The 20,467-nt window shown below is 67.8% G+C and carries 21 protein-coding genes; 14 read left to right on the forward strand and 7 right to left on the reverse strand.

The features are described 5' to 3' along the window. Positions 1-18: 18 nt before the first annotated feature. Positions 19-291 carry a DUF2845 domain-containing protein gene (locus ACR9ZH_RS12685; RefSeq protein ID WP_481291113.1) on the forward strand — a complete coding sequence of 91 codons (273 nt, stop codon included), beginning with the start codon at positions 19-21 and terminating at the stop codon, positions 289-291. Between the two features lie 142 nt (positions 292-433). Here ACR9ZH_RS12685 and ACR9ZH_RS12690 read toward each other — a convergent pair whose 3' ends face one another. Then, positions 434-670, reverse strand: coding sequence for a twin transmembrane helix small protein (locus ACR9ZH_RS12690; RefSeq protein ID WP_072322441.1), 237 nt, complete (start codon positions 668-670; stop codon positions 434-436). A gap of 41 nt (positions 671-711) precedes the next feature. Here ACR9ZH_RS12690 and ACR9ZH_RS12695 point away from each other — a divergent pair, with 41 nt between their 5' ends. Genes ACR9ZH_RS12695 through cyoE form a run of 4 tightly spaced genes read left to right on the forward strand, consistent with a single transcriptional unit; the run spans position 712 to position 4,053 of the window. Next, positions 712-1,422 carry an SURF1 family protein gene (locus ACR9ZH_RS12695; protein WP_481291114.1) on the forward strand — a complete coding sequence of 237 codons (711 nt, stop codon included), beginning with the start codon at positions 712-714 and terminating at the stop codon, positions 1,420-1,422. Further along, entirely contained in the window at positions 1,422-1,988 is a 567-nt protein-coding gene (locus ACR9ZH_RS12700; RefSeq protein WP_481291115.1) for a hypothetical protein, read from the forward strand. Before ACR9ZH_RS12695 ends, ACR9ZH_RS12700 begins: the two co-directional genes overlap by 1 nt. After that, positions 1,988-3,139 (forward strand): COX15/CtaA family protein, encoded by a 1,152-nt coding sequence (locus tag ACR9ZH_RS12705; protein WP_481291116.1) that lies wholly within the window; start codon positions 1,988-1,990, stop codon positions 3,137-3,139. Before ACR9ZH_RS12700 ends, ACR9ZH_RS12705 begins: the two co-directional genes overlap by 1 nt. Beyond that, positions 3,136-4,053 (forward strand): heme o synthase, encoded by a 918-nt coding sequence (gene cyoE / locus ACR9ZH_RS12710; protein ID WP_481291117.1) that lies wholly within the window; start codon positions 3,136-3,138, stop codon positions 4,051-4,053. Before ACR9ZH_RS12705 ends, cyoE begins: the two co-directional genes overlap by 4 nt. A gap of 110 nt (positions 4,054-4,163) precedes the next feature. On the opposite strand, the gene ACR9ZH_RS12715 is transcribed toward cyoE, so the two are convergent. Both ACR9ZH_RS12715 and hemH read right to left on the reverse strand, forming a co-directional pair. Continuing rightward, the gene (locus tag ACR9ZH_RS12715; RefSeq protein WP_481291118.1) at positions 4,164-5,000 is read right to left on the reverse strand and encodes an alpha/beta fold hydrolase; all 837 of its coding nucleotides are present in this window, start codon (positions 4,998-5,000) and stop codon (positions 4,164-4,166) included. After that, the gene (gene hemH, locus ACR9ZH_RS12720) at positions 4,993-6,057 is read right to left on the reverse strand and encodes a ferrochelatase (RefSeq protein WP_481291119.1); all 1,065 of its coding nucleotides are present in this window, start codon (positions 6,055-6,057) and stop codon (positions 4,993-4,995) included. The genes ACR9ZH_RS12715 and hemH overlap by 8 nt, the downstream gene beginning before the upstream one ends. Before the next feature lie 107 nt (positions 6,058-6,164). Between hemH and ACR9ZH_RS12725 the strand changes: the two genes are divergently transcribed. The 5 genes from ACR9ZH_RS12725 to ACR9ZH_RS12745 are packed head-to-tail and all read left to right on the forward strand — an operon-like array spanning position 6,165 to position 8,921. Further along, a complete protein-coding gene (locus ACR9ZH_RS12725; protein WP_481291120.1) occupies positions 6,165-6,851 on the forward strand; it encodes a lipid-binding SYLF domain-containing protein in 687 nt (228 codons plus the stop codon). A gap of 42 nt (positions 6,852-6,893) precedes the next feature. Continuing rightward, complete coding sequence (tatA, locus tag ACR9ZH_RS12730; protein ID WP_481291121.1) at positions 6,894-7,139, forward strand: twin-arginine translocase TatA/TatE family subunit; 246 nt, start codon at positions 6,894-6,896, stop codon at positions 7,137-7,139. Between the two features lie 13 nt (positions 7,140-7,152). Further along, positions 7,153-7,542, forward strand: coding sequence for a Sec-independent protein translocase protein TatB (gene tatB / locus ACR9ZH_RS12735; protein WP_481291122.1), 390 nt, complete (start codon positions 7,153-7,155; stop codon positions 7,540-7,542). Then, a complete protein-coding gene (tatC, locus tag ACR9ZH_RS12740; RefSeq protein WP_481291123.1) occupies positions 7,529-8,287 on the forward strand; it encodes a twin-arginine translocase subunit TatC in 759 nt (252 codons plus the stop codon). Before tatB ends, tatC begins: the two co-directional genes overlap by 14 nt. A gap of 4 nt (positions 8,288-8,291) precedes the next feature. Further along, entirely contained in the window at positions 8,292-8,921 is a 630-nt protein-coding gene (locus tag ACR9ZH_RS12745) for a hypothetical protein (protein ID WP_481291124.1), read from the forward strand. Positions 8,922-9,026: 105 nt separating this feature from the next. Here the strand turns inward: ACR9ZH_RS12745 and ACR9ZH_RS12750 are convergent, their stop codons facing one another. After that, on the reverse strand, positions 9,027-10,367 hold the full coding sequence (locus ACR9ZH_RS12750) for a S41 family peptidase (protein ID WP_481291125.1): 1,341 nt from the start codon (positions 10,365-10,367) through the stop codon (positions 9,027-9,029). A gap of 11 nt (positions 10,368-10,378) precedes the next feature. Next, entirely contained in the window at positions 10,379-11,551 is a 1,173-nt protein-coding gene (locus ACR9ZH_RS12755; RefSeq protein WP_481291126.1) for a murein hydrolase activator EnvC family protein, read from the reverse strand. Positions 11,552-11,834: 283 nt separating this feature from the next. Between ACR9ZH_RS12755 and gltB the strand changes: the two genes are divergently transcribed. The 4 genes from gltB to ACR9ZH_RS12775 all read left to right on the forward strand — a co-directional run bounded on the left by gltB (position 11,835) and on the right by ACR9ZH_RS12775 (position 19,538). Next, the gene (gene gltB, locus ACR9ZH_RS12760) at positions 11,835-16,286 is read left to right on the forward strand and encodes a glutamate synthase large subunit (protein ID WP_481291127.1); all 4,452 of its coding nucleotides are present in this window, start codon (positions 11,835-11,837) and stop codon (positions 16,284-16,286) included. Next, positions 16,283-17,722: an FAD-dependent oxidoreductase gene (locus ACR9ZH_RS12765; protein ID WP_481291128.1), complete on the forward strand. Its 1,440-nt coding sequence runs from the start codon at positions 16,283-16,285 to the stop codon at positions 17,720-17,722. The genes gltB and ACR9ZH_RS12765 overlap by 4 nt, the downstream gene beginning before the upstream one ends. 115 nt (positions 17,723-17,837) lie before the next feature. Next, positions 17,838-18,596, forward strand: coding sequence for an NRDE family protein (locus ACR9ZH_RS12770; protein ID WP_481291129.1), 759 nt, complete (start codon positions 17,838-17,840; stop codon positions 18,594-18,596). Positions 18,597-18,743: 147 nt separating this feature from the next. After that, positions 18,744-19,538, forward strand: a complete 795-nt coding sequence (locus ACR9ZH_RS12775; protein WP_481291130.1) for an SDR family NAD(P)-dependent oxidoreductase — start codon at positions 18,744-18,746, stop codon at positions 19,536-19,538. 224 nt (positions 19,539-19,762) lie between these two features. Here the strand turns inward: ACR9ZH_RS12775 and ACR9ZH_RS12780 are convergent, their stop codons facing one another. Next, on the reverse strand, positions 19,763-20,071 hold the full coding sequence (locus ACR9ZH_RS12780; protein WP_481291131.1) for a hypothetical protein: 309 nt from the start codon (positions 20,069-20,071) through the stop codon (positions 19,763-19,765). Further along, a complete protein-coding gene (locus ACR9ZH_RS12785; RefSeq protein ID WP_481291132.1) occupies positions 20,068-20,463 on the reverse strand; it encodes a YchJ family protein in 396 nt (131 codons plus the stop codon). Before ACR9ZH_RS12785 ends, ACR9ZH_RS12780 begins: the two co-directional genes overlap by 4 nt. Positions 20,464-20,467 lie beyond the last annotated feature (4 nt).

The following is a 20,467-nucleotide window of genomic DNA, read 5'->3' on the forward strand; positions in this document are numbered from 1 at the left end:
TCAGGACAAGGAGATTTCATGAAGCGCGCCGCTGCTGTCCTCATTCTTGCGTTATCTGCGGCGAGTGTCGCGGCTGCCGATACGTATCGCTTCGGCTCCCAGGTGGTATCGACAGGCGACAGCGAAGGCCGCCTGCGCGCGGTTGCCGGCAAACCGGACCGCGAAACGCCCATCGAAACCCGCCGCGGCGGGCTGGAAGGCTACCGCCTGGAGTACTACCGGCGCGGGAAATCGGTGTTGATCGAGGTGATCGGCGGCAAGGTCGCCAAGATCACCCAGATCGACAACTGAGCGACATCGACCCGCCGAGCGAAACGCCGAACGGTACAGCGAAAACGCACCATCCTCCGTCGCTCCTGCGAAGGCAGGAGCCCAGCGCCTTGCTCTCCGGCACCAATTGCCGCACCGCGCCTTGGCTCTCCGCGGACCCGCGTTAGAATTGCCCGACACCGTGGGGGTGCAGCCAGCCCATGAAGATGCCCAGCGCCACCATGGCGATGAGCAGCAGGGACAGGCCGATGCGGCGGGTGAGGGCCCAGACCGTGCGCTTGCTCTGGCCCTTGTCGGTCATCATGAAGAACAGTGCCTGGCCAAGGTTGAACAACACCACCAGCAGCAGGATCACCAGCGCGTACTTATAAATGGTTTCCACGTGACCGTTCCGCCCCATTGCGACAACCCGAGTATAGCGGCGGCCACGCGGGGTCTTGCATGACCTTTCTGCGCCGTCCGACGTGGTTCGCTGTCGCACTGACGCTGGCCGGCATCCTCGTTTTCATCCGCCTGGGCGTGTGGCAGCTGGACCGGGCGGCGGAGAAGGACGAGCTCCTGCGACGCTTCGCCGCATCTGCGACCGCCGGCGTCGAGGACTTCGGCAGGGTGGCCGAGGCGCCGCCGGAAGACAGGTATCCGCGGCTGGACTTGCGGGGGACCTTCGTTCCCGGCCACTACTACCTCCTCGACGACCAGACCCATGCGGGCAAGCTGGGCGTGCACGTCTATGCGCCGTTCGCCCCGCGCGGGCGCGATCCCTACCTGCTCGTGGACCTCGGTTTCCTGCCCAAGGACGGTGGCGTGGACCCGCGCCTGCCCCCGTTGCCGGAGGGTGAAACCCACGTGCGCGGGCTTTACGTGCCGCCGCCCGGCGTCGGCATCCGCATGGGCGGGAACAGCCTGCCGGGCCAGCAAGGCCCCGAGAAGGCGATGGTCTACGTCGACCTCAAGGACATCGGCGCCGACCTCGGCCGCTCGCTGTATCCTCGCGTGCTGTTGCTGGACGCCGACCCGGCGAGCATCTACACGCGCGACTGGACGCCGGGCTTCATGCCACCGGCCCGCCACCGCGCCTACGCCTTCCAATGGTTCACCTTCGCCCTGGCGGCGCTGGTGATCTTCGTCCTACTGCACCGCAAGCGACGCTGATGACCGATCCGAACGCCAAGACCCCCACGCCGCGCAGCGGCCGCCTCAAGCTCGTGCTGATCATGCTCGTGTTCCTCGCGCCGATCCTCGCCGCCGGCTTGCTGACGCTGTCCGGCTGGCAGCCGGAGGGCAAGGGCAACGGCCGGCCGATCGTGCCGCAGCGAAGCCTGACGGACGTGCGCGTCGAGGTGGACGGCAAGGCCTGGGCGTGGCGCGACAGCGAGCCACGGCTGACCCTCGTCGCCCTGCCGGGCCCGGATTGTGCCGCGCGCTGCCTGCACACCCTCGCGCTCATGCGCAATGCGCGCATCGTGCTGAACCGCAACGCGGACCGCCTGCGCCTGCTCTACATCGGCACGCCGCCGGCGAGCGCGGAAGCCGGCACGGTGATGCGCGATTACAGCGTGGGCACCGATCCCGCCGGTGCGTTCGCGTCCTTCCGTCCCGCCGACGCTGACAGCGTCGCCGCGGTGCTCGTCGAATCCAACGCCACGGCGCTGGCCTGGTATCCGGCCGGCTTCGACCCGAACGGCTTGCGCAAGGACCTGCAGAAGGTGATCCGCTGATGTTTTCGCCGCGTGCCGTGAAGTTTCTCCGTACCCTGGCCCTGCTCGCCGCGCTGTTCGCCTTCTGCGTGGTGATGTTCGGCGCCTTCGTGCGGCTCTCCAACGCCGGACTGTCGTGCCCGGACTGGCCTACCTGCTATGGCAAGGTCACCTGGCCGGGCCATGCGCAGGATATTGCGCAGGCGAACGAGGCATTCCCGGATCGCCCGTATGAAACACACAAGGCATGGCGTGAACAGGTGCACCGCTTCCTCGCCGGCAGCCTGGGCGTGATGGTGCTGGCGATCGCGCTGGTGGCCGCGTGGCGCCGCCGCTTCGCGGTCGCCGCCGTGCTGCTGGCCGCGGTGTTCGCCGCCGTGGGCGTCGTGATGTACATGCGCGGCGAACACGTCGTTTCCTCGTGCCTCTCGGCGCTGGCGATCGCCTTGCCGCTGATCGCCGCCGCGAAGCTCGAACGGCCCGGTGCCTGGAAGGTCGGCGTGGCCGTGCTCGCCGTCATCATCTTCCAGGCCATGCTGGGCATGTGGACGGTGACGCTGCTGCTGAAGCCTGTCGTGGTGATGGGCCACCTGCTTGGCGGCCTCGCCACGTTCGCCTTGCTGGCATGGGCCGCGCTGCGCTGGTGGCGGGTGGGCACGCCGGACGACCGCTTTGCTGCGCTGCGCGCGCCGGTGGCGATCGGCATCGGCGTGCTGGTCTGCCAGATCGCCCTGGGTGGCTGGACCAGCTCGAACTACGCCGCGCTGGCATGCGGCACCGATTTCCCCAAGTGCCTGGGCGAGTGGTGGCCGCAGACCGATTTCCGCGAGGCCTTCGTGCTCTGGCGCGGCGTGGGCGTGAACTATGAGGGCGGCGTACTCGACATGGCCGCGCGCAGCGCCATCCAGATCGCCCACCGCATCGGGGCGCTGGTGACCTTCTGCTACCTGGGCTGGCTGGCGCATCGCCTGGCCCGCGCCGGCCTCCGCAAGCTCGGCATCGCCGTGGCCGTAATCCTCGTGGCGCAGCTGCTGCTCGGCATCGGCAACGTGCACCTGGGCCTGCCGCTGCCGGTGGCGACGGCGCACAATGGCGTCGCCGCACTCTTGCTTTTCACCTTGCTCGCGACCTTGGCGAGCACGCAGCGCCTGCCCGCGTCGGAGTCACCGTGAGCGTCCTCGGTCAATACCTCGAACTGACCAAGCCGCGCGTCGTCGCGCTGCTGGTCTTCTGCGCCGTCATCGGCATGTTCCTCGCCGTGGACGCGAACGGGCAGCGCATGCTGCCGGGCTGGCACGCCGTGGTCTTCGGCACGCTGGGCATCTGGCTCGCCTCGGCCTCGGCGGCCGCGTTCAACCACCTGATCGACCAGCGCATCGACAAGCTGATGGCGCGCACGTCGCACCGTCCGCTCGCCACCGGGCAACTCACGCCGATGCAGGTGTTCGTGTTCGCGATGACCCTCGGCATCCTGTCGATGCTGGTGCTGGTGTTCCTGGTGAACATGCTCACCGCGGTGCTCACCTTTTTCTCGCTGATCGGCTATGCGGTGATCTATACCGCGTACCTGAAGCGTGCGACGCCGCAGAACATCGTGATCGGCGGCATCGCCGGCGCGGCGCCGCCGATGCTCGGCTGGACCGCGGTGACCGGCTCGCTGCACCCCTACGCGCTGCAATTGCTGCTGATCATCTTCGTGTGGACACCGCCGCACTTCTGGGCGCTGGCGATCTTCCGGGTGGACGACTACTCCCGCGCGCAGGTGCCGATGCTGCCGGTGACCCATGGCGTGACCTATACGCGCTGGCACATCCTGTTCTACACGATCCTGCTGTTCGTGGTGACACTGCTGCCGTTCTTCACCGGCATGAGCGGCCTCATCTACCTGTTCGGCGCGGTGGTGCTCGGCGCGGGCTTCCTCTGGTACGCGATCCGCCTGCTCAACCCGCCGGACGAGCTGTTCGCGATGAAGACGTTCAACTATTCCATCGTGTACCTGATGGTGCTGTTCGCCTTCCTCCTCGCCGACCACTGGCTGGTCGATCCGGTGATCCAGACGGGCTTCCGTTTCGAGCCCGTGGCCTGAACCCGTTGTAGGAGCGCGCTTTGCGCGCGACATCTTTTCGCGCCTGTCCCAAAGGTGGCGCGCCAGCTCCAGGTCACGGCCTCAAAAGATGTCGCGCGCGAGGCGCGCTCCTACAGGGCTGCGTGCAGCCAGTTGGCTACGTCGGCGGGGCGCTCCAGGTGCAGGTGGTGTCCGCCGTCCATGTGAGTGACGCGGATGTCGGCCACGCAGTCGATGCGCACCTGCAAGGCTTCCGGCTCGAGATAAGGCGGATGCGGGCGGGCCAGCAGCAGCGAGGTCGGCGCGGCGAGTCCGAGCAGCAGCGCCATCACCTGGGTCTCCGCGAGGCGGATGGCCGTGGGACGCGACAGGCGGGGATCGCTGCGCCAGCTGTAGCCGCCGTCGACCGCGCGCAGCCCGCGTTCCACGATCGGACGGGCCAGCGCGGCGTCGAGGCCGCCGACCAGTGCACGGGCACTGGCCGCGTCGTCGATGTTGGGAAACACGCGCAGAGGGCGGCTGCCTCCCGCCTTCGATGCCATGGCTTCGCGGAAGCGGTCCAGGGTGCGCGAGCCATCGTCGCCCAGCGGTCCTAGCCCTTCGATGAGGGCCAGCCCGCGCACGCGTTCGGGTGCCGCGATCGCCACCAGGGTCGCGACGCCGGCGCCGAGTGAATGGCCGAGCAGGTGGAAGCGCGGCAGGGCGAGCGCGTCGGCGGCGGCGAGTACCGCCCGCGCGTAATCGACGTGCTGATAGACCGTGCTTTCCGGAAGGTGTCCCGAATGCCCATGGCCGGGCAGGTCGAGCGCGATAACGTGGAAGCGGTCGGCGAGTCGGGGCGCGAGCAGCGCGAAGCTCGCCGCATTGTCGAGCCAGCCGTGCAGCATCAGCAGCGGCGGCGCGTCGGGCTCGCCCCAGGCCAGGCCGGACAGCGCGAGGCCCGGGATCGCGATGTCCAGCTCACGCATGGCCGTTGCTTCCGGGCGAGAATTCGGGCCAGCCCTGGCCATGCCGGCTCACCAGCGCGGCCAGCGCGTCCACGTGCGGCCGCGTGGCATTGAGGCAGGGGATGTAGCTCAGCGTCTCGCCGCCCGCGTCGCGGAAGAACTCCGCGTTCTGCATGGCGATCTCCTCGAGCGTCTCGAGGCAATCCACCGCGAATCCCGGACTGAGGACGTCGATCCGCTTGATCCCCTGCGCGCCGAAAGCCTTCACCGTCTCGTCCGTGTAGGGCTGCAGCCAGCGCTCGCGGCCCACCCGCGACTGGAAGCTGAGCGGCGCCTCGGTCTCCGCGAGGCCCAGTGCCTCGCGCAGCAGTCGCGCGGTCGCCTGCGCCTGCTCGAAATAGGGATCGCCCTCGCGCACGTAGCGTTCGGGAATGCCATGGAAACTCATCAGCAGCCTCTCGCCGCGTCCGTTGGCGGCCCAGTGCGCGCGCACGCTATCCACCAGTGCGGCGATATAGGCCGGTTCGGCGTGGTAGTCGTTGACCTGGCGCAGTTCCGGCGGCCAGCGCAGCGTCTTGATGGTGTCCGCGACGGCGTCGAAGACGCTGCCGGTGGAGGTGGCCGAATACTGCGGGTACAGCGGCAGGACCAGCAGTCGGCGCACGCCTTCGCGCTGGAGGGCGGCGATGCGCCCGGCGATGTCCGGCTGCCCATAGCGCATCGCCAGCGCGACCCGCACGGGCTCCGCGAGACGCTTGGCGAGCTCGTCCTGGAGCGCGGCGGCCAGGGCTTCGCTGTAGACCCGCAGCGGGGAGCCTTCGGGCGTCCAGATGCGGGCGTAGGCGTGCGCGGAGCGCTTGGGCCGCACCCGCAGGATCACGCCGTGCAGGATGAGCTTCCAGAGCAGCCGGGGATAATCGATGACGCGGGGATCGCCGAGGAACTGCGCGAGGTAAGGCCGCACGGCGGCGGCTGTGGGTGCCTCAGGTGTACCGAGATTAACCAGCAGCACGCCCGCCGTCGGCGCATTGGCGTGGGTTTGACCGGCGGGGCCGGTATAGTCTTGGTTACCTGGCATCGGCGTACGGCGCTCGCGGGGATCGCTGCAGTCTGCCATACGGCGGCGTAGCGGGGCTCGCATGCGTTGCCGCAGCCGCTGCCTATCCGCGCCAGAAGGAGCCACCGATGTCCCCACGCCTGTACAGCCTGCTTGCCCTGGGATTCCTCACCCTGCTGCCATCGATGGCGGCGCAGGCGGCGGATCCGCCCCAGAAGCAGGCCCGGGAGGCCATCCGGGTGCTGAGGGACATGATCGACGACGCCCCGGACAAATCCCTGCCCACCGACATGCTGCGCAATGCCCACGCCATCGCGGTCATCCCGAAGATGGTCAAGGGCGGTTTCGTGTTCTCGGGGACGAAGGGCGAGGGTCTCATTGCCATCAAGCACGACGGCGTCTGGTCGAACCCGAACTTCATTTCCCTCGCCGGTGCCGGCTTCGGCTTCCAGGCGGGCGTCCAGTCCGCCGACGTGATCCTGGTCTTCATGACGGATCGCGGGGTGAACGAGATCATCGACGGCAAATGGACCATGGGCGCCAACGCGGGCGCCGCCGCCGGCCCGGTCGGCCGCTCGGCCACCGCCGCCACCGACGGCCGGATGAATGCCGAGATCTACACCTACGCCCGCGCCAAGGGTCTCTACGCCGGCATCGCGCTGGATGGCGCCCATTTCAGCATCGACGACGACGCTAACGAGGAGGTCTACGGCCGCGGTATCACGGCCCGGCGCATCTTCGAGGGCGGCGTGACGAATGTTCCAAGCGAGGTCGTGGAATTCAGGGATAAACTGGAGGAGTACACTAGTCGCTGACCCCCGTCCCAACGGCTGCCCGAGGCGGCCCCCGAGGTTTCCATGAGCATTACCCATATCGTCCTCCTGCTGCTTGTCGTCGTGCTGATCTTCGGCACGAAGAAGCTGCGCAACATCGGCTCGGACCTTGGCGGCGCCATGCGGGACTTCAAGAAGGGCCTGGACGGCGACGAAGAGGCACGCCAGCAGCGCGAGCGCGAGGAAAAGCTGCGTGCCGATCCGCCGCCCTCGACCCAGGTCCCGCCGGTCCACGCCGAATCGAGCGAGCCGCGCGACCGGGCTCCGTGATTCCGGCGGCAGCATGATCGACATCAGCCTCACCAAGCTGCTGCTCCTCGCGGTGGTGGCGCTCATCGTCCTCGGACCGGAGCGCCTGCCGCACGCCGCCCGCACCGCCGGCGCGCTGCTGCGCCGGATGCGCAGCGGCTGGGATAGCGTGCGCGCCGAGGTGGAGCGGGAAATCCAGGCCGAGGAAATCAAGCGTACCCTCCGCGAGACCGCGGAGAACGCCCGCGCCACCCGCGACAGCGTGCGCGAGGACATCCGCGCCGCGGGCGCGGGCATCCGCGAGACCGGCGAGCAGGTGCGCGACACCTTCACCGAAACCCAGGTCGCTCGCGCCGAGGGCCGTGAGCCGGACCCTTCGCTCGAGATGCTCCCGCTGAAGAACGATTCGCATGACCGCACCTGAGCCCGATCCGTCGTCCGACGACGTGGTCGAAGAGGGCCTGTTCTCCCACCTGATCGAACTGCGCTCGCGACTGCTGCGCGCCATCGTCGTGTTGCTGCTCGTCCTGCTGGCCCTGGTGCCGGTGGCGAACCACCTGTACGCCGAGCTGGCAAAGCCCCTGGTCGAGCGCATGCCGCAGGGCGCGCACCTGATCGCCACCGAGGTCGCGAGCCCCTTCGTCACCCCGCTGAAGCTGGCCTTCTTCGTGGCGCTGTTCATCAGCATGCCGATGATCCTCTACCAGCTGTGGGCCTTCGTCAGCCCCGGGCTCTACCGGCACGAGAAGCGCCTGGCCCGGCCGCTGCTGGTGGCGTCGCTGCTGTTGTTCTATTCGGGCTGCGCCTTCGCCTATTTCATCGTTCTGCCGGCGGCCTTCAAGTTCCTCAACGCCGTGACCCCCGAGGGCGTGGCGATGATGACCGACATCACGCATTACCTCGATTTCGTGATGCTGATGTTCTTCGCCTTCGGCCTCTGCTTCGAGGTGCCGGTGGCGGTCGTGATCCTCGCCGCGGTGGGGATCGTCGATGCCGAGAAGCTCAGCAAGGGGCGCGGTTACGCCATCGTCGGCGCCTTCGCGATCGCCGCCTTCATCACGCCGCCCGACCTGCTTTCCATGATCATGCTCGCGGTGCCGATGTGCCTGCTTTACGAACTGGGCCTTCTGGCGGTGCGCTTCCTGTTGAAGCCACCCGCGGCGGAGTAGGCGCATGAGCAGCTCGATCGCCTGGCTCGCAGTGAAAGGCAGGCGTGGCGACGAAGTGCTCGCCGCGCTCGAGCTCGTGCCGAACGGGCAGACGGCGAGCCATCCCAGGCGCGGGTTTTCCCTGGCCCTGCCCAACGGCTGGTTCGCGGTGGTCACGCGTTTCGCGGCGCCCCTGATCGCCGACGACGCCATGCGCCGCCTCTCGCGCGGGTGCGTGGTGGTGACCTGCGAATATGACGACGGCACGATGGTGAGCTCGGCCACCTGCTACGTGAATGGCCTGCGCAACTGGCGCGCGGAGCATGACGGACAGCAGGACGACACCCGCGACCTGTCCACCAGCGGCAGCCTCCCGGCGGCCTTCGATGCGATCCACGCACGCATCGAATCCATGCAGGATGCGGCGGATGCCGAGGGCGACGACGTGGACCACTACTACTCCCTTCCGATCGAACTGGCGCAGAGCGTCACCACGTTCCATGCCGACCTGCCGGCATCGGCCTTCGGTGCGGCCGCTTACGAAGGGTGGACCCTGGTCGAAGCCACCGCGGCTGCGCCTGCCGATCCCGACCTTCCGCGCAAGGTGCGCAAGGCGGTGGCGAAAGCCACCCGCCCCTGGTGGAAGTTCTGGTAGTCCCGTCATGCCTGCGAAAGCAGGCATCCAGCGCCTTTCGGCACGATCGTGCGTGGAGTCCCTGGGTTCCTGCTTCCGCAGGAACGACGGTAGGTTGGCTTTCGCCTAGCGGGAGTGGTTCAGCGCCATGCCCTTCAATACGTTCAGCGCCTGCGACAACGCGTAATCCTCGATAGCGAGCTTGCCATCGTCGTCCGCCGAACCCTTGTCCTCGGTGTCGGCCTTCTCGTTGACGAGGTGGTTCGGCAGGTCCGCTTCCGAGCCGATGAGCTGCGGCGGCGTATCGGCCTTGTTCACCGCAAGATCGGCGAGGGCGATGTCCGGCTTGATGCCCTCGGCCTGGATCGATGTGCCGTTGGGCGTGTAATAGCGCGCGGTGGTGATCTTCACCGCGTGGTCCTGGTCCAGCGGCAGCACGGTCTGCACCACGCCCTTGCCGAAGGTGCGCCGGCCCATGATGAGCGCGCGGTGGTCGTCCTTCAGCGCGCCGGAGACGATCTCCGCGGCCGAGGCGGTGCCGTTGTCGGCGAGGATGACGATCGGCGCCCCGGCCAGCATGTCGCCCGGATGGGCGTCGAAATGCAGGTTCGCATCGGGTAGGCGGCCCTTCGTCGTGACGATGGTACCGCCGTCGAGGAAGGTGTCCGCCACGCCCACGGCCGTGGTGAGCAGGCCGCCGGGGTTGGAGCGCAAATCCAGCACCGCGCCCCGCGGGGCGCCGTTCTTCTTGATGTAGTCGGCCAGCTTCTTGTCCAGGTCCGTGGCCGTGTCTTCCTGGAACTGGCTGACGCGGATGTAGACGTAGCCCGGCTCGAGCTGGCGCAGCTTCACGCTGGTGACGTTGATGCGTTCGCGCACCAGCGGCATGTCGATCGGCTTGTCGGATTTCTCGTGGAGGACCGTTAGCGTGATCTTGCTGCCCGGATCGCCGCGCAGCTTCTTGAAGGCTTCGTCGATGTTCTGGCTGTCCACCACCATGCCGTCGACCTTGAGGATGGTGTCGCCGGCCTTGATGCCCGCGCGCGAGGCGGGCGTGTCGTCGATGGGCGAGACGATCTTCAGCATGCCGTCCACCTGCATCACCTCGATGCCGAGGCCGCCGTACTGGCCGGTGGTGTCCTCGTCGAGCTCGTCGAGGCCTTCCTTGTCGAGATACTCGCTGTGCGGGTCGAGGTTCTGCAGCATGCCGCTGATGGCGGCATTCATGATGGTCTTGTTGTCGAGCTTTTCGACGTAGGCCTGCTGCACGATGTGGTACACCCGCGTGAAATTGCGGATGTCGTCGAGGCTCACCTCGTCGGCGCCCTTCGCGACGGCGGCAGCGGTGGTCGAGGATGCGGCGGGGGCGTCCGGCTGCTTCAACGGCTTCTGCTGGGCCTGGGCCTGGGGAATTGCCAAGGCACCGAGGGAGAGCAGGAGGGCGAGGCGAAGGGGGTGCTGGGGCATACCTTGAGTCCTTAGTGCCGTTTGGCGAGCCAGCCACGCGCGTCGATGGGCTTGCCGCCCTGGCGCAGCTCGAAATAGGCGCCGTTGTCGCCGGCAGGGGCCGCGGCGGTGCCGACGGCTTCGCCGGCTTCCACCATGTCGCCCACGCCGTGCAAGAGCGTTTCGTTGTTGCCGTACATGCTCATGAAGCCGTTGCCGTGGTTCACGATGATCATCATGCCGTAGCCGCGCAGGAAGCTTGCGAACACCACGCGTCCGCGCGCCACCGCCCGCACCTCGCTGCCGCGCGGCGCCACGATGATGACGCCGTTGCCGTAGGCATGCACCGGGCCGTTGGCGGGCCACGGGAGGTTGCCGCGCAGGTTCGACAGCGGCGCCGCGGACGGCGATCCCTTTGAGGGGGGTGCCGGCTCCGCCGCCTTGGCCGCCTCGTCGATCACCTTCTGCAGGCGGGCGACCAGGGCGTTCATGTCCTGCTCGTTCTGTTTCAGGGCCGCCATGCGCTGGGCCTGGTCCTTATATTTGGCGTCGGTCTCGGCGGCCAGCTTCTGCTGTGCCCCGCGCTGCCTTTCGAGTTCGGCGGCGCGCTTCTCGCGCTCGGTGCGGGTCGCCTCGAGCTTCTGCTGTTCGGCGGTGATGGCGGCTTCGACCTCCTGCAGCCGGGAAAGATCCGCAAGCAAGCCGCGGATCCGCTCCACCCGGTTCTCCTGGAAGTAGCGGGAGTAGGCGAGGGCGCGGGAAATCCGGTTGACGTCTTCGTCGCCCAGCAGCAACTGGAGATCCGAGCCCCGGCCGAGGGTGTAGGTGGCGCGGAGGAGGTCGCCGAGGGCGCCCTTCTGCTTGTCCAGGCCGGCCTGCATCTCCGCACGCTGGGCGTTGAGCTGCTCCAGGTCATGGCGGCGCTGTTCCAGCTCGACCTCGGTCTCGCGCACGGCCTTCGCCGCGGCGGAGACCTGTTCCGCCTGCTTCGCCAGGGCTGCGTTGGCGCTGTCGCGGGCATTTGCCGTCTCGCGCTGCTCGCGGGTGAGGGCCTCGATGTCCTTGCGCACCCCTTCCAGCTTCTGCCGGGCCTCCTTCTGTTCCGCCTGGGCCTTTTCGTCCTGCGCGGCCAGGGCCGGCGGGAGGGTGGCGAAGCTCAGGATGGCGAGGGCAAGGGCGAGGGAAAGACGGGGGACTGGGCGCATACCCGGATTATTACCCATCCGGCGATGGCGGAAGCCGCTTTGGGCCGGCCAGTCTTGTGTGGGAGCCGGCTATGCTGGCGATCCGCGGCAGCGGGCAAGCTTGCCGCGGTATGGCAAAACGGGTTGGTATGGTTCAAAAGCCCGGTCCAGCCCCCTTTCGCGTCACTGGTCTTTTCCTAGGCCTCCTAAGAATTCCGTTCGCATTTCGTTTAGACGTCCATATGTTTTGACGCAGCGCGACATTGTGCCTAAAGTGGGGCTGCAGGCTATTCCGAGGAGGCGGATGGTGAAGCAAGGCATTCCGCGCCTCTACGACGAGGCGTTTGAACACGACAGCTGCGGTTTCGGTCTCGTCGCGCAGATAGACGGCCACGCCAGTGCGGCTCTGGTCGACACGGCGTTCGCCGCGTTGGCGAAACTTTCGCACCGCGGCGGCGTGAACGCCGACGGCATCAGCGGCGACGGCTGCGGCGTGCTCGTGCGCCGCCCGGTGGAATGGTTGCGCGCGTTGGCGGGCGAGGCAGGCATCGCCCTCGCCACGCACTTCGCCAGCGGCCTCGTCTTCCTCGATCCCGACGGCGACGATGCCGCGGCACGCGTGCTGGAGGCTGAGCTCCTGCGCGAGAACCTCCCGGTGGCCGGATGGCGCGACGTGCAGGTCGACGCTTCCGCTTGCGGTCCGCTCGCCTCGTCCTCCATGCCGCGCGTGCGCCAGGTGTTCGTCGATTCGCCGGGCGACCTCCCGGCGGCCGCGTTCGAGGCAGCGCTGTTCCATGCACGCCGCCGCGCCGAACTCGCCCTCGCCAACGACCCGCATTTCTACGTCGTGTCGCTCTCCGGCGAAGTGATCGGCTACAAGGCGATGGCCGCGCCCGGCCGCCTGCGTGACGTGTATCCTGACCTGAACCATCCGGCCCTCGTCGCCGATGCGGTCGTCTTCCACCAGCGCTTCTCCACGAATACCTCGCCGCAGTGGCGCCTGGCCCAGCCCTTCCGTTTCCTCGCCCACAACGGCGAGATCAACACCATCCGCGCGAATCGTCGCTGGATGCAGGCGCGCACCTCGGTGCTGCGTTCGGATCGTGTCGACCTCTCCGACATCGGCCCGCTGGTGCGGCAGAGCGGCTCGGATTCCGAGAGCCTCGACAACGCGCTCGAGGTGCTGCTCATGGGAGGCATGGACCTGCTCACGGCCATGCGCGTGCTGGTGCCGCCCGCCTATGCGGCGCGCGAGGACATCGACGAAGACCTCGCGGCGTTCTACGAGTACTACGCGCTGCACAGCGAGCCCTGGGACGGTCCCGCCGGCCTGGTGATGTGCGATGGCCGGTACGCGGCCTGCACGCTGGACAGGAACGGACTGCGCCCGGCCCGCTGGTCGCTGTCCGACGACAACCACCTCATCGTCGCTTCCGAGACCGGCCTGTGGGACGTGCCTTCGTCGCGCATCGTCGCGAAGGGGCGGCTCGCACCGGGCGAGATGATCGCGGTCGACTTCCGCGAACACCGCTTCCTGCGCGATGCCGACATCGATGCGATCAACCGTACCCGCGCGCCGTTCCGCGACTGGCTGCGCAACGGCGTCACCTACCTCGAATCCGACCTGATCGATCCCACGCTCGCGGCCGAACCGCTGCCCGCGGACGAACTGCACCGCTACCAGAAGCTCTACGGCCTCTCGCGCGAAGAATGCGAATCCGTGCTGAAAGTGCTTGCCGAGACGGAGGCCGAAGCCACCGGGTCGATGGGCGACGACACACCGATGGCCGTGCTGTCGCGGCAGATCCGTCCGCTGTTCGACCGCTTCCGTCAGGGCTTCGCCCAGGTGACGAATCCGCCGATCGATCCGCTGCGCGAGCGGCTGGTGATGTCGCTGGTCACGCAGATCGGGCAGGAACGGAACATCTTCGACCTGGGCCCCGAGAACGCGAAGCAGATCCTGCTGAACTCGCCGATCCTGTCGCAGCGGAAGCTGCGGCAGATCCTCGCGAATCCGGCCTATGCCGACACACCCCGCTTCGACCTGATGTATGGCGCCGACGAGTCGCTGGAGCAGGCACTGCGGCGCATTTGCGACGAGGTGGAAGCGGCCGTGCGCCGCGGCGTGCAGATCGTCTTCCTCAGCGACCGCTATCCGCGCCGCGACCTGCTGCCGATCCATTCGCTGCTCGCCACGGGTGCCGTGCATGCGCGCCTGGTCGATACCGGCCTGCGCTGCCAGTGCAACATCATGGTGGAGACGGCGACGCCGCGCGATCCGCACCACTTCGCATGCCTGCTCGGTTTCGGTGCCACGGCGATCTATCCCTGGCTCGCCTACCAGAGCCTGTTCGACATGGGCCGCAGCGGCCATATCCGCAAGGGCGAGGGCGCACCGCGCGAGATCGGCCGCAACTATCGCCGCGGCATCCGCAAGGGCCTGCTGAAGATCCTGTCGAAGATGGGCATCTCCACCGTCGCCGGGTATCGCGGCGCGCAGCTCTTCGAGATCGTGGGCCTCGCGCCCGACGTGGTGTCGCTGTGTTTCCCAGGAACTCCGTCGCGCATCGGCGGCTCCGGCTTCGCCGACCTGGAACAGGAGCAGCGCCTGCTCGCCGCGGAAGCCTGGGACGAGGCGCAGGCATTGCGTGCCGGCGGCCTGTACAAGTACGTGCACGGTGGCGAGTTCCACATGTACAACCCGGACGTCATCGCCAGCCTGCAGGTGGCGGTGCGCACGGGCGAGTGGCGGGACTACGAAAAGTACGCGCGCTACGTGGACACGCGTCCGCCGTCGGCGCTGCGCGACCTGCTGGTTCCGCGCGCGGCGACACCGATCCCCCTGGAGGAAGTCGAGCCCGTCGAGGACATCCTCAAGCGTTTCGATTCCGCGGGCATGTCGCTGGGCGCGCTCTCGCCGGAAGCGCACGAGGCACTCGCCATCGCAATGAACCGGCTCGGCGCGCGCAGCAATTCGGGTGAGGGTGGCGAGGATCCTTCTCGCTACGGCACCGACCGTGCCTCGAAGATCAAGCAGGTCGCCTCGGGCCGTTTCGGCGTCACGCCGGCCTACCTGGTCAATGCGGAAGTTCTGCAGATCAAGATCGCCCAGGGCGCCAAGCCGGGCGAGGGCGGCCAGCTGCCCGGGCACAAGGTGGACGCCACGATCGCACGCCTGCGCTACGCGAAGCCGGGCATCGGCCTCATCTCGCCGCCGCCTCACCACGACATCTACTCCATCGAAGACCTCGCCCAGCTCATCCACGACCTCAAGGAAGTGAATCCGGAGGCGCTGATCTCGGTGAAACTCGTGTCCCACGCGGGCGTCGGCACCGTCGCCGCGGGCGTGGTGAAGGCAGGCGCCGACCTCATCACGGTATCGGGCCACGACGGCGGCACCGGAGCGAGTCCGCTTACGTCCATCAAGTATGCGGGCACGCCGTGGGAACTGGGTCTTGCCGAGACACAGCAGACGCTGCGTCTCAACGACCTGCGCGGAAGGGTACGCCTGCAGACCGACGGCGGATTGAAGACCGGTCTGGACGTCGTCAAGGCGGCGATGCTCGGTGCGGAAAGCTTTGGCTTCGGTACCGGACCGATGGTCGCGCTGGGCTGCAAGTACCTGCGCATCTGTCATCTCAACAACTGCGCCACCGGCGTCGCCACGCAGCACCCGGTCCTGCGCCAGAAGCACTTCCTCGGCCTTCCCGAGATGGTGATGAACTACTTCCGCTTCATCGCGGAAGACGTGCGCCAGCATCTCGCGCGGCTCGGCGTGCGCTCGCTCGCGGAACTGATCGGGCAGAGCGACAGGCTCGAGCAGCGCGATGGCGTGACGCCGGTGCAGGAGCGCCTGGATCTTTCGCCGCTGATCGGCACGGACGGCCTCGGCGCCGAGGTCGATTTCGCCTGCACGCTCGGACGCAATCCGATGCGGGATCCCGCATCGCTCGCGAACCGCATCGCTGCCGATACGCGCGCCGCCGTGGCAGAAGGGACGGGAGGCACCTTCCGCTATCCCATCGTCAATACCGATCGCGCCATCGGCGCGCGCCTCTCCGGCGAGGTGGCACGTCGCTGGGGCGACGCGGGCATGGACGGGTCGCCGATCGACCTGCACCTCACCGGCGCGGCCGGCCAGAGCCTTGGCGCGTGGAACGCTGCGGGCGTGCACATCGACCTCACCGGCGAAGCCAACGATGGCGTGGGCAAGGGCATGGCCGGCGGCCGCCTGGTCATCCGACCACCGGCCGACTCGCGCTTCGCGAGCCAGGACGCGTCCATCATCGGCAACACCTGCCTGTACGGTGCCACCGGCGGCGAGCTGTTCGCGGCAGGACAGGCCGGCGAACGCTTCGCCGTGCGCAATTCCGGCGCGCTCGCGGTCGTGGAAGGCGCCGGCGACCATTGCTGCGAATACATGACCGGCGGCGTCGTCGCCGTGCTCGGTCGCACGGGGCTCAATTTCGGCGCGGGCATGACGGGCGGGTTTGCCTACGTGCTCGACGTCGAGCGCAGCTTCGTCGACTGCTACAACCACGAACTCGTCGACATCGTGCGTATCTCGCACGAAGGTATGGAACATTACATGCAGCATCTCCGCCGCCTCATCGCCCGCCATGCCGAACTCACGGGCAGCGCATGGGGTGCGCGCGTCCTCGGCGACTTCCGCGGCCTGTTGCAGCGCTTCTGGCTGGTGAAGCCCAAGGCCGCCAGCCTCGACGCGCTGGCCGAAGAGCTGCGGAGCGCCGCATGAGCGCGAAGGACTTCCAGTTCCTCGAGATTCCCCGCCAGACGCCGCGCACCGTGCCGGTGGCCGTGCGCGTGCTGGGCTATGGCGAGATCTCCGGCGACTTCGCGTCGAGCGAGGCGTCGTCCCAGTCCGGACGCTGCATCGATTGCGGCAATCCGTACTGCGAACATGCCTGCCCGGTGCACAACTACATTCCCAACTGGCTGAAGCTGGTGCAGGAAGGCCGCCTGTTCGAAGCCGCCACGCTGATGCACGAAACCAATCCCCTGCCGGAGATCTGCGGGCGCGTCTGTCCTCAGGACCGTCTCTGCGAAGGCGCGTGCACGCTGGAGCAGGGCGACTTCGGCGCGGTGACGATCGGCAGCGTGGAGCGCTGGGTCACCGACGAGGCCATCCGCCAGGGCTGGCGACCGGATCTTTCCCGCGTGCGCGAGACCGGCGCCCGCGTCGCCATCGTCGGTGCCGGACCGGCCGGGCTTGCCTGCGCGGACCGCCTGCGCCGCGCGGGTATCGCAGCCGACGTGTTCGATCGCCAGCACGAGATCGGTGGGCTGCTCACCTTTGGCATTCCGCCCTTCAAGCTCGACAAGAACGTGGTACGCACGCGCCGCATGGTGCTCGAAGGCATGGGCGTGCGTTTCCATCTCGGCGTGGAGATCGGCCGCGATATCGGTTTCGACGACCTGCTCGCCGACTACGACGCCGTCTTCGTCGGTACCGGTGCCTACACCTATGTGGACGGCCGCCTCGTAGGCCGCGATCTGCAGGGCGTGCACGATGCGCTGCCCTTCCTGATCGCCAACACCGAGAGGTTGTTGCGCGAAGAACCGCCGTCACCCGAATACGACCTCGCCGGCAAGCACGTCGTGGTGCTCGGCGGTGGCGATACGGGCATGGACTGCAACCGCACGGCGATCCGGCTCGGCGCGGCGTCCGTGACCTGCGTCTACCGCCGCGACGAACCGAGCATGCCGGGTTCGCGCCGCGAAGTCGGCTACAGCCGGGAGGAGGGCGTCCGCTTCCTCTTCCAGCGTCAGCCGGTCGCCCTCATCGGTGACGAACATGGTCGCGTGAACGCCGTGCGCGTGGTCGATACGCAACTCGTCGACGGTGGCGATGGCCGCCCGTATCCGCAGAACGTGACGGGCAGCGAAACCGACCTTCGCGCCGACGTGGTGATCCAGGCTTTCGGCTTCCAGCCGAGCCCACCCGACTGGTGCGATGCCTTCGGCATCGAGCGCGACCGCTACGGCCGCATCCTGGCCGGCGGTGAAGGACGCCTGCCCCTGCAGACCAGCCATCCGCGCATCTTCGCCGGCGGCGACAACGTTCGCGGCGCCGACCTCGTAGTGCGAGCCGTGTACGACGGCCGCGAAGCCGCCGCATCGATCGCAAGGTTGCTTGCGACGAAGGAAGCGAGAGCCACGGTAGCCGCCTGACCCCCGCCGGTGCCTCCCAACCTATCGTCGCCCCTGCGCAGGCAGGGGCCCAGCGACTTGGCTTCCACCCCGACCGCACCCACAATGGCCCCATGCTCCCCCGGGCCACCACCCCATGTGCCTGATCGCCTTTGCCTGGCAAGCGCACCCCCGCTGGCGCCTCGCCCTCGTCGGCAATCGCGACGAATTCCATGCCCGCCCCACCGCGCCGCTGGCGCCCTGGGATGAAGCGCCGCAGATCGCCGCAGGCCGCGACCTCGAAGCAGGCGGTACATGGGCCGGCGTGGGCGCGCGCGGCCGTGCCAGCGTCATCACCAACGTGCGCGACCTCACCGCGGACCATAGCGGCCTGTCACGCGGCCTGCTGGTAGCCGATTACCTCGGTTCGACCCTGTCGGCGCGCACGCACGCCATCGAACTGATGGCCAGCGCCGGACAATACCGTCCCTTCAACCTGCTCACCTTCGATCGCGAGGACGCGTATTACCTCGGCAATCATCCGCACGCCCGGGCCCAGCCCGTGGAACCGGGTGTCCATGGCCTGAGCAATGCGGACTTCAACGCGCCCTGGCCAAAGACGCGCGCGCTCGTGCGCAGGCTGCAAGACTGGCTCGCCGCAGGCGGCGACGACGATACGGATGCCCTGTTCGCCATGCTGTCCGACCAGGGCCGCTGGCCCGACGACGTGCTGCCGGACACGGGCATCGGCATCGAGCGGGAGCGCTTCCTCTCGAGTGCGTTCATCGTGGGCGAAAACTACGGCACCCGGGCCAGTACGATCATCCTGATCGATCATGAGGACCGCACCACGATCGTGGAGCGCCGCTTCGGCCCCAACGGCGTCCCGGACGGCCAGACCCGCCTGGACCTGTAGGACTGTCGCTGCTAGTGAACCTGCTGGCCTGCGGGGACGTCGATTACCGCGCCCCCGGTCAAACCGTTTTGCTCCAGCTGCAATTGAATCCGCCTCTTCATGCCCCGAAGAACAGGAAAGCATCTTTCCCTTACTCCCGGAGTTTCCATGCAGATCGATCTCAGCAAGCGTAGCGCCATCGTCACCGGTTCCACCGCCGGCATCGGCCTGGCCATCGCCACCGGCCTTGCCAGGGCAGGCGCTTCCGTCGTCATCACCGGCCGCACCCAGGCTCGCGTCGACGAAGCCATCGCCGCCGTGAAGAAGGCCGTGCCGGACGCGAAGGTCACGGGCGTCGCTGCGGATCTCGGCACCGCCGAAGGCGGCGCGGCGCTGATCAAGGCCGTGCCCCAGACCGACATCCTGGTGAACAACCTCGGCATCTTCGAACCGCGCGACTTCTTCGAGATCGACGATGCCGAATGGAGCCGCTTCTTCGACGTGAACGTGATCTCGGGCGTGCGGCTCTCGCGCCACTACGCCAAGGGCATGGCCGAGCGTGGCTGGGGCCGCGTGCAGTTCATCTCCAGCGAATCGAGCATCCAGACGCCGCCGGAGATGGTGCACTACGGCGTGACCAAGACGGCCCAGCTCGCCGTATCGCGCGGCCTGGCCGAAGTGCTGGCGGGTACCGGCGTCACGGTGAACGCGGTGCTTCCGGGCCCGACCTTGTCCGAAGGTGTCAGCGAGTTCTTCGGCAAGATCGCGAAGAACGATGGCAAGACGCAGGAACAAGTCGAAGCCGAATTCATCCAGACGCACCGCCCCACGTCCCTCATCAAGCGCCTGCTCAGCGTGGACGAAGTGGCGAACGTCTCGGTCTTCCTCGCCTCGGAAGAAGCCTCCGGCACCACCGGCTCCGCGTTCCGCGTGGACGGCGGCGTCGCCCGCCTGATCCTCTGACGCCAACGCCAACGCCAACGCCAACGCCAAACGCCAAACGCCGAACGCCGAACGGCGAATGGCGAATGGCAACTGTAGGAGCGCGCCCTGCGCGCGACAGCCTCTCGACTCGGTTTTCGGCCTGGCGCGCCAACTCCGGAGTCACGGCCTCAAAACATGTCGCGCGCAAGGCGCGCTCCTACAATGCCCCTAACAGGTCAATCGTCGACAACACCTGTACCAGATCAATCACCCACCTGGCAGACGATCTTCGCGAACGCCCCGTCGTTCCGCTGGAACTCCGGCCGCGGCGAATGAAAGCCGCGATCGCTCAGGCTGACCGACGTCACATTCTCCATCCGGAAGAACTTCCACCCCGCCGGCGCACCCGAAGCGCTTCCGCCGGCCACCTGGTAGGCACTCAACAGACGATGCCCCGCATGGTCGTCGCCAAACACATAGGGCTGCACCAGCCGCTGCGCGCCGTCGTACTCGACGACGAGCAACCGCATCGAGCGGATCGCCTCGCAGATGGTTCCTTCGAAGCGGCTCACGACAGCTCGCCGTCGACGTAATACCAGCGGCCGTCCTCGCGCACGAAACGGCTGACTTCATGCATGCGCTCGGCGCTTCCGCCGCCCATGCGCAGCCGCGCAACGAATTCGACGATTGCCGTGTCCGGTGTCGGACTCTCGTGCCGCTTCACCGAAAGGCCGAGCCAGGTCGGCTTCGGCGATTGCGTCGACAAGCCAAGTGCAGGCGGCCTGGTGTCGCGATGCCATGTTTCGAGCAGGTAATCCTCGAGACCGAGCACGTAGGCGCTGTAGCGCGAGCGCATCAGCGCTTCGGCAGTCGGCGCAGGCAAACCACCATGCCATTGGCCGCAACAGGCGGTGTATGGCGTCTCGCCGTCACAAGGGCAAGGCTGGGCGGGCAATGGAGTCATGGCC

It is taken from the genome of Luteibacter sp. SVR4-7G, assembly GCF_056755555.1.

Excerpts from the sequence above, each read along its gene's own strand:
- ACR9ZH_RS12765 (WP_481291128.1), top strand. The coding sequence starts at position 16,283 with ATGAGCGCGAAGGACTTCCAGTTCCTCGAGATTCCCCGCCAGACGCCG.
- ACR9ZH_RS12705 (WP_481291116.1), top strand. The coding sequence starts at position 1,988 with ATGTTTTCGCCGCGTGCCGTGAAGTTTCTCCGTACCCTGGCCCTGCTC.
- ACR9ZH_RS12695 (WP_481291114.1), top strand. The coding sequence starts at position 712 with ATGACCTTTCTGCGCCGTCCGACGTGGTTCGCTGTCGCACTGACGCTG.
- ACR9ZH_RS12785 (WP_481291132.1), bottom strand. The coding sequence starts at position 20,463 with ATGACTCCATTGCCCGCCCAGCCTTGCCCTTGTGACGGCGAGACGCCA.
- ACR9ZH_RS12745 (WP_481291124.1), top strand. The coding sequence starts at position 8,292 with ATGAGCAGCTCGATCGCCTGGCTCGCAGTGAAAGGCAGGCGTGGCGAC.
- ACR9ZH_RS12685 (WP_481291113.1), top strand. The coding sequence starts at position 19 with ATGAAGCGCGCCGCTGCTGTCCTCATTCTTGCGTTATCTGCGGCGAGT.
- ACR9ZH_RS12755 (WP_481291126.1), bottom strand. The coding sequence starts at position 11,551 with ATGCGCCCAGTCCCCCGTCTTTCCCTCGCCCTTGCCCTCGCCATCCTG.
- tatC (WP_481291123.1), top strand. The coding sequence starts at position 7,529 with ATGACCGCACCTGAGCCCGATCCGTCGTCCGACGACGTGGTCGAAGAG.
- ACR9ZH_RS12700 (WP_481291115.1), top strand. The coding sequence starts at position 1,422 with ATGACCGATCCGAACGCCAAGACCCCCACGCCGCGCAGCGGCCGCCTC.
- ACR9ZH_RS12750 (WP_481291125.1), bottom strand. The coding sequence starts at position 10,367 with ATGCCCCAGCACCCCCTTCGCCTCGCCCTCCTGCTCTCCCTCGGTGCC.
- tatA (WP_481291121.1), top strand. The coding sequence starts at position 6,894 with ATGAGCATTACCCATATCGTCCTCCTGCTGCTTGTCGTCGTGCTGATC.
- tatB (WP_481291122.1), top strand. The coding sequence starts at position 7,153 with ATGATCGACATCAGCCTCACCAAGCTGCTGCTCCTCGCGGTGGTGGCG.
- ACR9ZH_RS12715 (WP_481291118.1), bottom strand. The coding sequence starts at position 5,000 with ATGCGTGAGCTGGACATCGCGATCCCGGGCCTCGCGCTGTCCGGCCTG.
- ACR9ZH_RS12690 (WP_072322441.1), bottom strand. The coding sequence starts at position 670 with ATGGGGCGGAACGGTCACGTGGAAACCATTTATAAGTACGCGCTGGTG.
- hemH (WP_481291119.1), bottom strand. The coding sequence starts at position 6,057 with ATGCCAGGTAACCAAGACTATACCGGCCCCGCCGGTCAAACCCACGCC.
- ACR9ZH_RS12775 (WP_481291130.1), top strand. The coding sequence starts at position 18,744 with ATGCAGATCGATCTCAGCAAGCGTAGCGCCATCGTCACCGGTTCCACC.
- gltB (WP_481291127.1), top strand. The coding sequence starts at position 11,835 with ATGGTGAAGCAAGGCATTCCGCGCCTCTACGACGAGGCGTTTGAACAC.
- ACR9ZH_RS12725 (WP_481291120.1), top strand. The coding sequence starts at position 6,165 with ATGTCCCCACGCCTGTACAGCCTGCTTGCCCTGGGATTCCTCACCCTG.
- ACR9ZH_RS12770 (WP_481291129.1), top strand. The coding sequence starts at position 17,838 with ATGTGCCTGATCGCCTTTGCCTGGCAAGCGCACCCCCGCTGGCGCCTC.